This is a genomic window from Staphylococcus sp. URHA0057, assembly GCF_000620265.1.
Taxonomy (GTDB): Bacteria; Bacillota; Bacilli; order Staphylococcales; family Staphylococcaceae; genus Staphylococcus; species Staphylococcus pasteuri.
On sequence record NZ_JHVS01000007.1, the window covers coordinates 187,823 to 200,356 of the forward strand.

At 34.0% G+C, this 12,534-nt stretch carries 24 protein-coding genes; all 24 read left to right on the top strand.

Features of this window, described 5'->3' with window-relative positions:
- The 24 genes from rplP (at position 1) to N524_RS0105420 (ending at position 12,529) form a co-directional block, all read left to right on the top strand.
- Positions 1–435 carry a 50S ribosomal protein L16 gene (gene rplP / locus N524_RS0105305; RefSeq protein WP_002450520.1) on the top strand — a complete coding sequence of 145 codons (435 nt, stop codon included), beginning with the start codon at positions 1–3 and terminating at the stop codon, positions 433–435.
- Positions 425–634 carry a 50S ribosomal protein L29 gene (gene rpmC / locus N524_RS0105310; protein WP_000644737.1) on the top strand — a complete coding sequence of 70 codons (210 nt, stop codon included), beginning with the start codon at positions 425–427 and terminating at the stop codon, positions 632–634. The genes rplP and rpmC overlap by 11 nt, the downstream gene beginning before the upstream one ends.
- Positions 635–659: 25 nt before the next feature.
- On the top strand, positions 660–923 hold the full coding sequence (gene rpsQ, locus N524_RS0105315; RefSeq protein ID WP_002432741.1) for a 30S ribosomal protein S17: 264 nt from the start codon (positions 660–662) through the stop codon (positions 921–923).
- 31 nt (positions 924–954) lie between these two features.
- Entirely contained in the window at positions 955–1,323 is a 369-nt protein-coding gene (gene rplN / locus N524_RS0105320; RefSeq protein WP_017638514.1) for a 50S ribosomal protein L14, read from the top strand.
- 35 nt (positions 1,324–1,358) lie between these two features.
- Positions 1,359–1,676, top strand: coding sequence for a 50S ribosomal protein L24 (rplX, locus tag N524_RS0105325; protein WP_029055862.1), 318 nt, complete (start codon positions 1,359–1,361; stop codon positions 1,674–1,676).
- 25 nt (positions 1,677–1,701) lie between these two features.
- Positions 1,702–2,241 carry a 50S ribosomal protein L5 gene (gene rplE, locus N524_RS0105330; RefSeq protein ID WP_026083545.1) on the top strand — a complete coding sequence of 180 codons (540 nt, stop codon included), beginning with the start codon at positions 1,702–1,704 and terminating at the stop codon, positions 2,239–2,241.
- A gap of 22 nt (positions 2,242–2,263) precedes the next feature.
- Positions 2,264–2,449 carry a type Z 30S ribosomal protein S14 gene (locus N524_RS0105335; protein ID WP_001829713.1) on the top strand — a complete coding sequence of 62 codons (186 nt, stop codon included), beginning with the start codon at positions 2,264–2,266 and terminating at the stop codon, positions 2,447–2,449.
- A gap of 30 nt (positions 2,450–2,479) precedes the next feature.
- On the top strand, positions 2,480–2,878 hold the full coding sequence (gene rpsH, locus N524_RS0105340) for a 30S ribosomal protein S8 (RefSeq protein ID WP_002450517.1): 399 nt from the start codon (positions 2,480–2,482) through the stop codon (positions 2,876–2,878).
- Positions 2,879–2,902: 24 nt separating this feature from the next.
- Positions 2,903–3,439 carry a 50S ribosomal protein L6 gene (gene rplF / locus N524_RS0105345; RefSeq protein ID WP_017638511.1) on the top strand — a complete coding sequence of 179 codons (537 nt, stop codon included), beginning with the start codon at positions 2,903–2,905 and terminating at the stop codon, positions 3,437–3,439.
- Positions 3,440–3,470: 31 nt separating this feature from the next.
- Entirely contained in the window at positions 3,471–3,833 is a 363-nt protein-coding gene (gene rplR, locus N524_RS0105350) for a 50S ribosomal protein L18 (RefSeq protein WP_017638510.1), read from the top strand.
- Between the two features lie 20 nt (positions 3,834–3,853).
- Positions 3,854–4,354, top strand: coding sequence for a 30S ribosomal protein S5 (rpsE, locus tag N524_RS0105355; protein ID WP_002450514.1), 501 nt, complete (start codon positions 3,854–3,856; stop codon positions 4,352–4,354).
- A 16-nt stretch (positions 4,355–4,370) separates the two neighbouring features.
- Positions 4,371–4,550: a 50S ribosomal protein L30 gene (gene rpmD / locus N524_RS0105360; protein ID WP_002432330.1), complete on the top strand. Its 180-nt coding sequence runs from the start codon at positions 4,371–4,373 to the stop codon at positions 4,548–4,550.
- Positions 4,551–4,566: 16 nt separating this feature from the next.
- Complete coding sequence (rplO, locus tag N524_RS0105365; RefSeq protein WP_017638509.1) at positions 4,567–5,007, top strand: 50S ribosomal protein L15; 441 nt, start codon at positions 4,567–4,569, stop codon at positions 5,005–5,007.
- Positions 5,007–6,302, top strand: a complete 1,296-nt coding sequence (gene secY, locus N524_RS0105370) for a preprotein translocase subunit SecY (RefSeq protein WP_017638508.1) — start codon at positions 5,007–5,009, stop codon at positions 6,300–6,302. Before rplO ends, secY begins: the two co-directional genes overlap by 1 nt.
- A gap of 17 nt (positions 6,303–6,319) precedes the next feature.
- Complete coding sequence (locus N524_RS0105375) at positions 6,320–6,970, top strand: adenylate kinase (RefSeq protein WP_029055863.1); 651 nt, start codon at positions 6,320–6,322, stop codon at positions 6,968–6,970.
- A gap of 194 nt (positions 6,971–7,164) precedes the next feature.
- Complete coding sequence (gene infA, locus N524_RS0105380; protein WP_001829792.1) at positions 7,165–7,383, top strand: translation initiation factor IF-1; 219 nt, start codon at positions 7,165–7,167, stop codon at positions 7,381–7,383.
- 31 nt (positions 7,384–7,414) lie between these two features.
- Positions 7,415–7,528 (top strand): 50S ribosomal protein L36, encoded by a 114-nt coding sequence (gene rpmJ, locus N524_RS0105385; RefSeq protein ID WP_000868342.1) that lies wholly within the window; start codon positions 7,415–7,417, stop codon positions 7,526–7,528.
- A 22-nt stretch (positions 7,529–7,550) separates the two neighbouring features.
- A complete protein-coding gene (gene rpsM, locus N524_RS0105390) occupies positions 7,551–7,916 on the top strand; it encodes a 30S ribosomal protein S13 (protein ID WP_002450510.1) in 366 nt (121 codons plus the stop codon).
- Between the two features lie 23 nt (positions 7,917–7,939).
- Complete coding sequence (gene rpsK / locus N524_RS0105395; RefSeq protein WP_002450509.1) at positions 7,940–8,329, top strand: 30S ribosomal protein S11; 390 nt, start codon at positions 7,940–7,942, stop codon at positions 8,327–8,329.
- Positions 8,330–8,405: 76 nt separating this feature from the next.
- A complete protein-coding gene (locus N524_RS0105400; RefSeq protein WP_002450508.1) occupies positions 8,406–9,350 on the top strand; it encodes a DNA-directed RNA polymerase subunit alpha in 945 nt (314 codons plus the stop codon).
- Positions 9,351–9,366: 16 nt separating this feature from the next.
- Positions 9,367–9,735 carry a 50S ribosomal protein L17 gene (gene rplQ, locus N524_RS0105405; RefSeq protein WP_017638506.1) on the top strand — a complete coding sequence of 123 codons (369 nt, stop codon included), beginning with the start codon at positions 9,367–9,369 and terminating at the stop codon, positions 9,733–9,735.
- Positions 9,736–10,066: 331 nt separating this feature from the next.
- Positions 10,067–10,876, top strand: a complete 810-nt coding sequence (locus N524_RS0105410; protein WP_029055864.1) for an energy-coupling factor transporter ATPase — start codon at positions 10,067–10,069, stop codon at positions 10,874–10,876.
- Positions 10,873–11,733 (top strand): energy-coupling factor transporter ATPase, encoded by an 861-nt coding sequence (locus N524_RS0105415; RefSeq protein ID WP_029055865.1) that lies wholly within the window; start codon positions 10,873–10,875, stop codon positions 11,731–11,733. The genes N524_RS0105410 and N524_RS0105415 overlap by 4 nt, the downstream gene beginning before the upstream one ends.
- Entirely contained in the window at positions 11,723–12,529 is an 807-nt protein-coding gene (locus N524_RS0105420; protein ID WP_029055866.1) for an energy-coupling factor transporter transmembrane component T family protein, read from the top strand. Before N524_RS0105415 ends, N524_RS0105420 begins: the two co-directional genes overlap by 11 nt.
- Positions 12,530–12,534: the final 5 nt, after the last annotated feature.

Genomic DNA, 12,534 nt, shown 5'->3' on the forward strand with positions numbered 1-12,534 from the left:
ATGTTACTACCAAAACGTGTTAAATATCGTCGTCAACATCGTCCTAAAACAACTGGTCGTTCTAAAGGCGGTAACTATGTAACATTTGGTGAGTATGGTTTACAAGCTACTACAACGTCTTGGATCACATCTCGTCAAATCGAATCAGCTCGTATTGCAATGACTCGTTATATGAAACGTGGTGGGAAAGTTTGGATCAAAATCTTCCCTCATACACCATATACTAAAAAACCTTTAGAAGTACGTATGGGTGCTGGTAAAGGTGCGGTTGAAGGCTGGATTGCAGTCGTTAAACCTGGTAGAATCTTATTTGAAGTCGCTGGGGTACAAGAAGAAGTTGCCCGCGAAGCACTACGTTTAGCAAGTCACAAACTTCCAGTAAAAACTAAGTTTGTAAAACGTGAAGAATTGGGTGGTGAAACAAATGAAAGCTAAGGAAATTAGAGACTTAACCACTTCAGAAATCGAAGAACAAATCAAATCTTCAAAAGAAGAGCTTTTTAACCTACGCTTTCAGTTAGCTACAGGTCAATTAGAAGAAACGGCACGTATTCGCACAGTAAGAAAAACGATTGCTCGTCTAAAAACTGTTGCTCGTGAAAGAGAAATTGAACAAAGTAAGGCTAATCAATAATTAATTGAAAGAGGAGGTTACAAAAGTGAGCGAAAGAAATGATCGTAAAGTTTATGTAGGTAGAGTTGTTTCTGACAAAATGGACAAGACTATTACTGTACTTGTTGAAACTTACAAAACACACAAATTATACGGTAAACGAGTAAAATACTCAAAAAAATACAAAACTCATGATGAAAACAATTCAGCTAAATTAGGAGACATTGTTAAAATTCAAGAAACTCGTCCTTTATCAGCAACAAAACGTTTTCGTTTAGTAGAAATTGTTGAAGAGTCAGTAATTATTTAATACAAGATTAGAGATAAGGGAGGTTTAACTAATGATCCAACAAGAGACACGTTTAAAAGTAGCAGACAACTCTGGTGCTCGTGAAGTTCTTACAATCAAAGTATTAGGTGGATCTGGTCGCAAAACAGCGAACATCGGCGATGTTATCGTATGTACTGTTAAAAATGCAACACCAGGTGGCGTTGTCAAAAAAGGCGAAGTTGTCAAAGCTGTTGTAGTACGTACTAAATCAGGTGTACGCCGTAACGATGGTTCATATATCAAATTTGATGAAAATGCATGTGTTATCATTCGTGATGACAAAGGCCCACGTGGTACTCGTATCTTTGGTCCGGTTGCTCGTGAATTACGTGAAGGTAACTTCATGAAGATCGTATCATTAGCACCAGAAGTACTATAAAATCAATTAACCAAAATATATAAGGAGGTGCCCACATGCATATCAAAAAAGGTGACAACGTAAAAGTTATCGCAGGTAAAGACAAAGGTAAAGAAGGTAGAGTAGTTGCTACTGAACCTAAACGTGACCGTGTCGTTGTGGAAGGTGTTAATGTTATTAAAAAACACCAAAAACCAACTCAATTAAACCCTGAAGGTGGAATTTTAGAAACAGAGGCAGCTATCCATGTTTCTAACGTACAATTATTAGACCCTAAAACAAACGAACCAACTCGTGTAGGTTACAAATTTGTTGATGGTAAAAAAGTTCGTATTGCAAAAAAATCTGGCGAAGAAATCAAATCTAATAATTAATTACTAGTTGAAAGGAGGATCCACTTTGAACCGTTTAAAAGAAAAATTTAATTCTGAAGTTACTGAGAACTTAGTAAAAAAATTCAACTATAGTTCAGTAATGGAAGTACCTAAAATTGACAAAATCGTAGTGAACATGGGTGTTGGTGACGCTGTTCAAAACTCTAAAGTGTTAGATAACGCTGTAGAAGAATTAGAACAAATTACTGGTCAAAAACCATTAGTAACTAAAGCTAAAAAATCAGTTGCAACATTCCGTTTACGTGAAGGTATGCCTATCGGTGCGAAAGTTACACTTCGCGGAGAAAGAATGTATGAATTCTTAGACAAACTAATTTCAGTATCATTACCACGTGTACGTGACTTCCAAGGTGTTTCTAAAAAAGCATTCGATGGTCGCGGTAACTACACATTAGGTGTTAAAGAACAATTAATTTTCCCTGAAATCGATTATGATAAAGTAAGCAAAGTAAGAGGAATGGATATTGTTATCGTAACTACTGCTAACACTGACGAGGAAGCTCGTGAATTGTTATCAAACTTCGGTATGCCATTTCGTAAATAATCTCTAAAAGGAGGCTAATTAAGTGGCTAAAACTTCAATGGTTGCTAAGCAACAAAAAAAACAAAAATTCGCAGTTCGTGAATACACTCGTTGTGAACGCTGTGGTCGTCCACATTCTGTATATCGTAAATTTAAATTATGCCGTATTTGTTTCCGTGAATTAGCTTATAAAGGCCAAATTCCTGGCGTACGTAAAGCTAGCTGGTAATAAAAAGAGTCTGAAAGGAGGCAACAATCAATGACAATGACAGATCCAATCGCAGATATGCTAACTCGTGTAAGAAACGCTAACATGGTTCGTCACGATAAATTAGAATTACCTGCATCTAATATCAAAAAAGAAATTGCCGAAATCTTAAAAAATGAAGGTTTCATTAAAAACGTTGAATACGTAGAAGACGATAAACAAGGTGTTATTCGTTTATTCTTAAAATATGGTCAAAACAATGAACGTGTTATCACAGGATTAAAACGTATTTCAAAACCAGGTTTACGTGTATATGCTAAAGCTAACGAAGTACCTAAAGTACTTAATGGTTTAGGTATTGCATTAGTATCAACTTCTGAAGGTGTAATCACTGATAAAGAAGCAAGAAAACGTAATGTTGGTGGAGAAATTATCGCATACGTTTGGTAATAAATAATAAGGAGGTGCCATAACATGAGTCGTGTTGGTAAGAAAATTATTGACATCCCTAGTGACGTAACAGTAACTTTTGACAATAATCATGTCACTGTTAAAGGTCCAAAAGGTGAATTATCAAAAACATTAAATGAAAGAATGACATTTAAACAAGAAGAAAACACAATTGAAGTTGTAAGACCATCTGATTCTAAAGATGACAGAACAGATCATGGTACAACTCGTGCTTTATTAAATAATATGGTACAAGGTGTTTCTCAAGGTTTCGAAAAAACACTTGAACTTGTTGGTGTAGGTTACCGTGCTCAAATGCAAGGTAATGATTTAGTACTTAACGTTGGATACTCTCACCCAGTAGAAATTAAAGCTGAAGACGGCATTACTTTCGCTGTTGAGAAAAATACAACTGTTAAAGTTTCTGGTGTATCTAAAGAGCAAGTTGGAGCAATCGCTTCTAATATCCGTTCAGTAAGACCTCCAGAACCTTATAAAGGTAAAGGTATTCGTTACCAAGGTGAATACGTACGCCGTAAAGAAGGTAAAACTGGTAAATAATAGATAACACTCTAAAGAAAGGAGTATTAAAATGATCAGTAAAATTGATAAAAATAAAGTGCGTTTGAAAAGACATTCACGTGTTCGTACTAAATTATCAGGTACAGCTGAAAAGCCACGTTTAAATGTATATAGATCAAACAAACACATTTACGCACAAATCATCGATGATGTTAAAGGCGAAACATTAGCTCAAGCTTCATCTAAAGATAAAGATATCGCTAGCGAATCAGCAACTAAAGTTGATTTATCAACAAAAGTTGGCGAAACAATTGCTAAAAAAGCAAATGATAAAGGAATTAAAGAAATCGTATTTGATCGTGGAGGTTACTTATACCACGGACGCGTTAAAGCATTAGCAGAAGCTGCTAGAGAAAACGGTTTAGAATTTTAATTTAAAGGAGGGACAAATACATGGCTCGTAGAGAAGAAGAAACGAAAGAATTTGAAGAACGCGTTGTTACAATCAATCGTGTTGCTAAAGTTGTTAAAGGTGGACGTCGTTTCCGTTTCACTGCATTAGTAGTAGTTGGAGACAAAAATGGTCGTGTAGGTTTCGGTACTGGTAAAGCTCAAGAGGTACCTGAAGCAATCAAAAAAGCTGTTGAAGCAGCTAAAAAAGATTTAGTTGTAGTTCCACGTGTTGAAGGTACTACACCTCACACAATCACTGGCCGTTATGGCTCAGGTAGCGTATTTATGAAACCTGCAGCTCCTGGTACTGGTGTAATCGCTGGTGGTCCAGTTCGTGCGGTATTAGAATTAGCAGGTATCACTGATATCTTAAGTAAATCATTAGGTTCTAACACACCAATTAACATGGTTCGTGCAACTTTAAATGGTTTACAAAACCTTAAAAACGCTGAAGATGTTGCGAAATTACGCGGCAAAACAGTTGAAGAATTATATAATTAAGGAGGGAAAATAAGTTATGGCTAAATTACAAATTACCCTCACTCGTAGTGTTATTGGTCGTCCTGAAACACAACGTAAAACTGTTGAAGCTTTAGGTCTTAAAAAGACTAACAGTTCAGTAGTTGTTGAAGATAACCCTGCTATTCGTGGGCAAATCAACAAAGTTAAACATTTATTAACTATAGAAGAAAAATAATTAAGGAGGTGCCGACATGAAATTACATGAGTTAAAACCAGCAGAAGGTTCTCGTAAAGAACGTAACCGTGTAGGTCGTGGTGCAGCAACTGGTAATGGTAAAACAAGTGGCCGTGGACATAAAGGTCAAAAAGCACGTTCAGGTGGTAAAGTAAGACCTGGATTTGAAGGTGGACAATTACCATTATTCCGTCGTTTACCAAAACGCGGTTTTACTAACATAAATCGTAAAGAATATGCTATTGTTAACTTAGACCAACTTAATCAATTCGAAGATGGTACTGAAGTAACTCCAGCTTTATTAGTAGAATCTGGTGTTGTTAAGAATGAAAAATCTGGTATTAAAATACTAGGTAATGGCTCACTAGATAAAAAATTAACAGTGAAAGCTCATAAGTTCTCAACTTCAGCAGCAGACGCTATTGATGCTAAAGGTGGAGCACACGAGGTGATCTAATGTTTCAAACGCTTGTGAGCTTCTTTACAACTAAAGAAGTTCGAAACAAGATTTTCTTTACTCTAGCAATGTTAGTTATATTCAAGATTGGGACTTACATTCCAGCTCCTGGAGTAAATCCTAATGCTTTTGATCAAGCAGCAAAAGGTTCTCAAGGTGTCACTGATTTACTTAATACATTCGGTGGAGGAGCCTTGAAGAACTTTTCAATATTTGCGATGGGTATTATGCCTTATATTACTGCATCTATCGTAATGCAATTATTACAGATGGATATTGTTCCTAAGTTCTCAGAATGGGCGAAACAAGGTGATGTAGGTAGAAGGAAAATCAACAATGTAACACGTTATTTCGCTATAATATTAGCATTCATTCAGTCAATTGGTATGTCATTTCAATTTAATAATTTATACGGAGGACGCTTAATTGTAAGCCAATCTGTACTAACTTATTTATTGATTGCACTTACTTTAACAGCAGGAACTGCATTCTTGATATGGCTTGGTGACCAAATCACTCAGTTTGGTGTTGGTAATGGTATTTCACTTATCATCTTTGCAGGTATTTTATCAACTTTACCTTCAAGCATTATTCAAGCAGGTCAACAAGCATTTGTTGGTCAAGAAGATACTTCATTAGCTTGGTTAAAAATAGTAGCATTAATTGTAGCATTAGTATTGTTAACAGTAGGTGCTATATTTGTACTTGAAGCAAAACGTAAAATTCCTATCCAATATGCGAAGAAACAAACAGCTCAACGATTAGGTTCACAAGCAACTTATCTACCTTTAAAAGTTAACTCAGCTGGTGTTATTCCTGTTATTTTTGCGATGGCATTTTTCTTATTACCAAGAACGTTGACGCTATTCTTCCCTAAAGCTGAATGGGCTCAACAAGTTGCAGATACTGCAAATCCATCAAGTAACATAGGAATGGTAATCTATATTGTATTAATTATTGCGTTTGCATACTTTTATGCATTTGTACAAGTTAATCCAGAAAAAATGGCTGACAACCTTAAAAAACAAGGTAGTTATGTCCCAGGTATTAGACCTGGTGAACAAACGAAAAAATATATTACTAAAGTTCTTTATCGCTTAACGTTTGTTGGTTCTATTTTCTTAGCAGTCATTGCGATTTTACCGATCTTAGCTACGAAGTTCATGGGCTTACCAAGATCTATTCAAATTGGTGGTACTAGTCTTCTTATCGTTATCGGTGTTGCTATTGAAACTATGAAATCTTTAGAAGCACAAGTAAATCAAAAAGAATATAAAGGCTTTGGTGGTAGATAATTTGTAGGAGGGCACTTATGAATATCATTTTAATGGGCTTACCTGGTGCAGGTAAAGGTACTCAAGCGAGTGAAATTGTTAAGAAATTCCCAATACCACATATATCGACTGGTGACATGTTCAGAAAAGCGATTAAAGATGAGACTGATTTAGGTAAAGAAGCTAAATCATACATGGATCGTGGAGAATTAGTCCCTGATGAAGTTACTGTGGGTATCGTTAAAGAAAGAATTTCTGAAGACGATGCAAAAAAAGGATTCTTATTAGACGGTTTCCCTAGAACTATTGATCAAGCAGAAGCTTTAAATTCAATTATGGCTGAACTTGATAGAAGTATTGATGCTGTCATCAATATTGAAGTCCCAGAGGAAGAACTAATGAATCGTCTTACAGGTCGTCGTATCTGTGAGAAATGTGGTACGACTTATCATCTTGTATTTAATCCTCCAAAAGTTGAAGGTATTTGTGATCTTGATGGTGGTAAATTATATCAACGTGAAGATGATAATCCGGAAACTGTTTCAAATCGTTTGAAAGTTAATGTTAAACAATCTAAACCAATATTAGAGTATTACGATAATAAAGGTGTATTGAATAACATTGATGGTTCAAAAGATATTGAAGAGGTTACTACTGATGTCATTGATATCTTAGATCAATTACAATAGTTCAGCTTTTACGATCTATTATGATGTGAATGTTTAATTAAACTGTAGTATAAAATTTAATATGAGTGACAAATGACGATAATAATTCCCGTAATTTTTGTTAAACTTATTAAAACTAGTCACAAATAGATTCGTATCGTTGAAGTTGTCTATTGACGATAACCTTACTATTGCAAAAAGGGGGAAGTTAATCAATGGCTAAACAAGATGTTATTGAATTAGAAGGTACTGTATTAGATACTTTACCAAACGCAATGTTTAAAGTAGAATTAGAAAATGGTCATGAAATTTTAGCACACGTAAGTGGTAAAATTAGAATGAACTACATTCGAATTCTACCTGGCGACAAAGTAACTGTTGAGATGTCTCCGTATGATTTATCACGCGGTAGAATTACTTATCGTTATAAATAATCGTCACTCCATAATATAGGGAGGTATTAAAATGAAAGTAAGACCATCAGTAAAACCAATTTGCGAAAAATGTAAAGTCATTAAACGTAAAGGTAAAGTAATGGTAATTTGTGAAAATCCTAAACACAAACAAAGACAAGGTTAATAAAAGAGAGGTGTAAATGTATATGGCACGTATTGCAGGAGTGGATATTCCACGTGAAAAACGCGTTGTTATTTCTTTAACTTATGTATATGGTATCGGTACTTCTACTGCGAAAAAAATCGTTGAAGAAGCTAACGTATCAGCAGACACTCGCGTAAAAGATTTAACTGACGATGAATTAGGTCGCATCCGTGAAGTAGTAGATAGCTACAAAGTTGAAGGTGACTTACGTCGTGAGCAAAACTTAAACATTAAACGATTAATGGAAATTTCATCATACCGTGGTATTCGTCACCGTCGTGGCTTACCAGTTCGCGGTCAAAAAACTAAAAACAACGCTCGTACGCGTAAAGGCCCAGTTAAAACTGTAGCGAACAAGAAAAAATAATCGGTAAAGGAGGCAAAAAATAAATGGCACGTAAACAAGTATCTCGTAAACGTAAAGTGAAAAAGAATATTGAAAGTGGTGTTGCACACATCCGTTCAACATTCAATAATACAATTGTAACGATTACTGATGAATTTGGTAATGCATTATCTTGGTCATCAGCTGGTGCATTAGGATTCAAAGGATCTAAAAAATCAACACCATTCGCAGCGCAAATGGCGTCTGAAACAGCTTCAAAAACAGCTATGGAACATGGCTTAAAAACTGTAGAAGTAACAGTTAAAGGACCTGGACCAGGCCGTGAATCTGCTATCCGTGCGTTACAATCAGCAGGACTTGAAGTAACAGCAATTAGAGACGTTACTCCAGTACCTCATAATGGTTGTCGTCCACCAAAACGTCGTCGCGTTTAATTTATTGTTGTGTTGTTACAGGTCACTGAGCAAACATTATAAATCTAGTCGACGTATATAAGGAGGATATTTGTAAATGATAGAAATCGAAAAACCTAGAATTGAGACAATTGAAATTAGTGAAGATGCTAAATTCGGTAAGTTCGTTGTTGAACCACTTGAACGTGGCTACGGTACTACACTAGGAAACTCCTTACGTCGTATCCTACTATCTTCATTACCAGGATCAGCAGTAAAGTACATCGAAATTGAAGGCGTGTTACACGAATTCTCAGCAGTAGATAATGTAGTTGAAGATGTTTCTACAATTATTATGAACATCAAAAAATTAGCATTAAAAATCTATTCTGAAGAAGATAAAACTTTAGAAATCGATGTTAAGGATGAAGGCGAAGTTACTGCAAGTGATATTACTCACGACAGTGATGTAGAAATTCTAAATCCAGAACTAAAAATTGCTACTGTTTCTAAAGGTGGACATTTAAAAGTTCGTCTTGTTGCTAATAAGGGTAGAGGTTACGCATTAGCTGAAACAAATAATACTAGTGATTTACCAATTGGTGTAATTCCAGTAGACTCACTATATTCACCTGTTGAACGTGTAAACTATACAGTTGAAAATACACGTGTAGGTCAAAGTAGTGATTTTGATAAATTAACTTTAGATGTTTGGACTAATGGTTCAATCACTCCTCAAGAATCAGTTTCATTAGCAGCAAAAATAATGACTGAACACTTGAATATCTTTGTAGGTCTAACTGATGAAGCTCAAAATGCTGAAATCATGATTGAAAAAGAAGAAGATCAAAAAGAAAAAGTATTAGAAATGTCTATCGAAGAATTAGACTTATCTGTACGTTCATATAACTGTTTGAAACGCGCAGGAATCAATTCTGTACAAGAGTTAGCTGATAAATCTGAAGCTGACATGATGAAAGTGCGTAATTTAGGTCGTAAATCTCTTGAAGAAGTTAAATATAAATTAGAAGATTTAGGATTAGGATTAAGAAAAGAAGATTGATAAAGGAGGTTAACTCATGGGTTACAGAAAATTAGGTCGTACTTCTGATCAACGTAAAGCTATGTTACGTAACTTAGCTACAGCACTTATCGTAAGTGAACGTATTGAAACAACAGAAGCTCGTGCAAAAGAAGTTCGCAGTGTAGTAGAGAAATTAATCACTTTAGGTAAAAAAGGAGATTTAGCTTCTCGTCGTAATGCAGCTAAAACATTACAAAATGTTGAAATCTTAAATGAAGATGAATCAACTCAAACTGCTCTTCAAAAATTATTCGGTGAAATCGCTGAACGTTATACAGATCGTCAAGGTGGTTACACTCGTATTCTTAAAGTAGGCCCTCGTCGTGGTGACGGTGCTGAATCAGTAATTATCGAATTAGTATAATTTAATTATAAATACACTAACTACTTATATATAAAGCAAATGAGTGCAACGATAAAATCTGCCACATACAGATTTTGTCTAGCTCAGAGTACCCCATCAAACTAAATATTAAATTAAAGCGTGAACTCAACAAAACTGATGGGGTGCGCGCTTTTTTATTTTAAGCTGAGATACTATTTCTCAGCTTTTTTAATTATAAAATTATTTTAATTGGTGTTTAATCATTTAAATAAGAAAATGAAAATGTTAATAAACAAATTGTGGAAGTATACATATGTTTATAAATCATGTAAAATATTAAAGGTAATTACTACATTGGGGAGGAATAAATGTGATGGATCAAGATAATATTATTGAATTTAGTAATGTATCATTTAAATATCAAAGTGATTCTGCCTTCACGTTAAATGATGTATCATTTAATATTCCTCGTGGCCAATGGACAAGTATAGTAGGACACAATGGATCTGGTAAATCAACTGTTACTAAACTAATGGTAGGAATTGAAAACTGTGATGAAGGTCATATTATTCTAAATAACCAAGGTGTAACTAAAGAAACGATTACACAAGTAAGAAGACAAATAGGCATTGTCTTCCAAAATCCAGATAATCAGTTTGTTGGTTCAACTGTTAAATATGATGTTGCATTTGGTTTAGAGAATCTGTCTATACCATATAATGAGATGCATGAAAAAGTAGACAAAGTTTTAAAACAAGTTGATATGTTTGATTTAGCTGATTACGAACCTCACTCATTATCTGGTGGTCAGAAACAAAGAGTAGCTATAGCTAGTGTGTTAGCTTTAAATCCTTCTATAATTATTTTAGATGAAGCTACTTCAATGTTAGACCCAGTGGCAAAGAAATCTTTACTTGATTTAGTAAGAGCATTACAACGTGAACAACACATAACGATTATTTCTATTACACATGATTTATCAGAAACAATGAGTGCTGATAATATTATAGTTATGAATCAAGGCAAAGTGTATAAACAAGGTAAACCTAATGACATATATGATGATATAGTTAATTTAAATAAAATCGGTCTTGAACTACCGTTTTCAATGAAGATGAATCAACTGTTAACTGGAAAATCAACATTCGTTACATATGAAGGGTTGGTTGATTTATTATGAGTTTTAAAATGAATAATGTGAGTTATACTTATCAACTTGGCACACCTTATGAATATACTGCTATAAAAAACATTTCAGTTAAATTTGAAAAAGGTCATTATTATACGATTGTCGGTCAAACTGGTAGTGGTAAGTCAACGTTAATTCAACATATTAATGGTTTATTAAAACCGACTAGTGGTGATATCAATTTTAATGGTATTTATATTAATCACAAATCAAAGGATAAAGTTTTGAGACCAATACGCCAAAATGTTGGAATGGTTTTTCAATTTCCTGAATCACAGCTTTTTGAAGATACTGTTGAAAAAGAAATTGAATTTGGTCCTAAAAATTTTAATATGAATATTCAACAAGTCAAAGAAAAAGCATTTGATATGTTACTTGATTTAGGTTTTTCAAGAAATGTGATGTCGTTATCACCATTTCAAATGTCTGGAGGTCAAATGAGAAAAATAGCTTTAGTTTCAATATTAGCTATGGATCCAGATATTATAGTAGTCGATGAACCAACAGCTGGTTTAGACCCTAAAAGTAGACATCAAGTAATGTCATTGCTTAAAAAATTACAAAATGAACAAAATAAAACTATTATTTTAGTTACGCATGATATGAATGATGTAGCAAAATATGCTGATGAGGTCATTGTGATGCAAAAAGGTGAAATCAAGGTTAAAACAAGTCCTCGCAAGTTATTTAGTGAACCAGATAATCTAAAAAAGTGGAATATAACTATGCCTGATGTTGTCCGCTTACAGCAAGATTTTGAAACTAAATATCAAACTAAACTATCTTCAACCGCGTTAACTGAAGAAGAATTTGTTGATTTATATAGGGAGTGGCAAAATGAAAAATAAATTAATCATTGGACGTTATCTCCCGACCAATTCATTTATACATCAGTTAGACCCAAGATCAAAATTGATATTTGTATTTGCTTTTATTATATTTATTTTTTTATGTCATTCTTTCGGAACATATGCATGGCTTTTTGTTCTTATTCTAATCATTATGAAAATGGCTAAAATTAATTTTATGTTTTTGATTAAAGGTTTAACACCTATATTTATCTTTCTAATTTTTACATTTTTAATGCATGTATTCTTTACTAAAGGTGGTACTATTCTTTTTCAATGGAACTTTATAACTATTGAAAGTAAAGGGATATTAGAAGGTATTTTTATCTCATTAAGATTGATATTTATTGTAATGATAGCTACTATAATGACTTTATCGACTAGTCCAATAGATTTAACTGACGCATTTGAAAAGTTATTAACGCCACTCAAATGGCTTAAAATACCTTTACATCAATTAAGTATGATGATGTCTATTGCATTAAGGTTTATACCTACATTAATGGACGAATTAGATAAGATTATTTTAGCTCAAAAATCTAGAGGTTCAGAGATAAGTTCAGGTGGGTTGGTAACAAGAATTCAGGCATTTGTCCCGTTACTGATTCCATTGTTTATTTCTGCTTTCCAGAGAGCCGAAGAATTAGCGATAGCTATGGAAGTGAGAGGGTATGATGCTCATGCTGAGAGAACTAGCTATAGAATGCTCCAATGGCGTCTGAGAGATACATGTACATTATTATTACTTATTCCTATATTAGCTATCCTATTGTTAATTAAATTTTTTGGAGTGTAAAAGTA

What these genes read in the sequence shown, in the direction of transcription:
- rplF (WP_017638511.1), top strand. Translation starts at nt 2,903, where the DNA reads ATGAGTCGTGTTGGTAAGAAAATTATTGACATCCCTAGTGACGTAACA.
- rpmJ (WP_000868342.1), top strand. Translation starts at nt 7,415, where the DNA reads ATGAAAGTAAGACCATCAGTAAAACCAATTTGCGAAAAATGTAAAGTC.
- rplX (WP_029055862.1), top strand. Translation starts at nt 1,359, where the DNA reads ATGCATATCAAAAAAGGTGACAACGTAAAAGTTATCGCAGGTAAAGAC.
- rplO (WP_017638509.1), top strand. Translation starts at nt 4,567, where the DNA reads ATGAAATTACATGAGTTAAAACCAGCAGAAGGTTCTCGTAAAGAACGT.
- N524_RS0105415 (WP_029055865.1), top strand. Translation starts at nt 10,873, where the DNA reads ATGAGTTTTAAAATGAATAATGTGAGTTATACTTATCAACTTGGCACA.
- secY (WP_017638508.1), top strand. Translation starts at nt 5,007, where the DNA reads ATGTTTCAAACGCTTGTGAGCTTCTTTACAACTAAAGAAGTTCGAAAC.
- rplP (WP_002450520.1), top strand. Translation starts at nt 1, where the DNA reads ATGTTACTACCAAAACGTGTTAAATATCGTCGTCAACATCGTCCTAAA.
- infA (WP_001829792.1), top strand. Translation starts at nt 7,165, where the DNA reads ATGGCTAAACAAGATGTTATTGAATTAGAAGGTACTGTATTAGATACT.
- rpmD (WP_002432330.1), top strand. Translation starts at nt 4,371, where the DNA reads ATGGCTAAATTACAAATTACCCTCACTCGTAGTGTTATTGGTCGTCCT.
- N524_RS0105420 (WP_029055866.1), top strand. Translation starts at nt 11,723, where the DNA reads ATGAAAAATAAATTAATCATTGGACGTTATCTCCCGACCAATTCATTT.
- rpsH (WP_002450517.1), top strand. Translation starts at nt 2,480, where the DNA reads ATGACAATGACAGATCCAATCGCAGATATGCTAACTCGTGTAAGAAAC.
- rpsK (WP_002450509.1), top strand. Translation starts at nt 7,940, where the DNA reads ATGGCACGTAAACAAGTATCTCGTAAACGTAAAGTGAAAAAGAATATT.
- rpsE (WP_002450514.1), top strand. Translation starts at nt 3,854, where the DNA reads ATGGCTCGTAGAGAAGAAGAAACGAAAGAATTTGAAGAACGCGTTGTT.
- rpmC (WP_000644737.1), top strand. Translation starts at nt 425, where the DNA reads ATGAAAGCTAAGGAAATTAGAGACTTAACCACTTCAGAAATCGAAGAA.
- N524_RS0105400 (WP_002450508.1), top strand. Translation starts at nt 8,406, where the DNA reads ATGATAGAAATCGAAAAACCTAGAATTGAGACAATTGAAATTAGTGAA.
- N524_RS0105375 (WP_029055863.1), top strand. Translation starts at nt 6,320, where the DNA reads ATGAATATCATTTTAATGGGCTTACCTGGTGCAGGTAAAGGTACTCAA.
- rpsM (WP_002450510.1), top strand. Translation starts at nt 7,551, where the DNA reads ATGGCACGTATTGCAGGAGTGGATATTCCACGTGAAAAACGCGTTGTT.
- rplR (WP_017638510.1), top strand. Translation starts at nt 3,471, where the DNA reads ATGATCAGTAAAATTGATAAAAATAAAGTGCGTTTGAAAAGACATTCA.
- rplN (WP_017638514.1), top strand. Translation starts at nt 955, where the DNA reads ATGATCCAACAAGAGACACGTTTAAAAGTAGCAGACAACTCTGGTGCT.
- rplQ (WP_017638506.1), top strand. Translation starts at nt 9,367, where the DNA reads ATGGGTTACAGAAAATTAGGTCGTACTTCTGATCAACGTAAAGCTATG.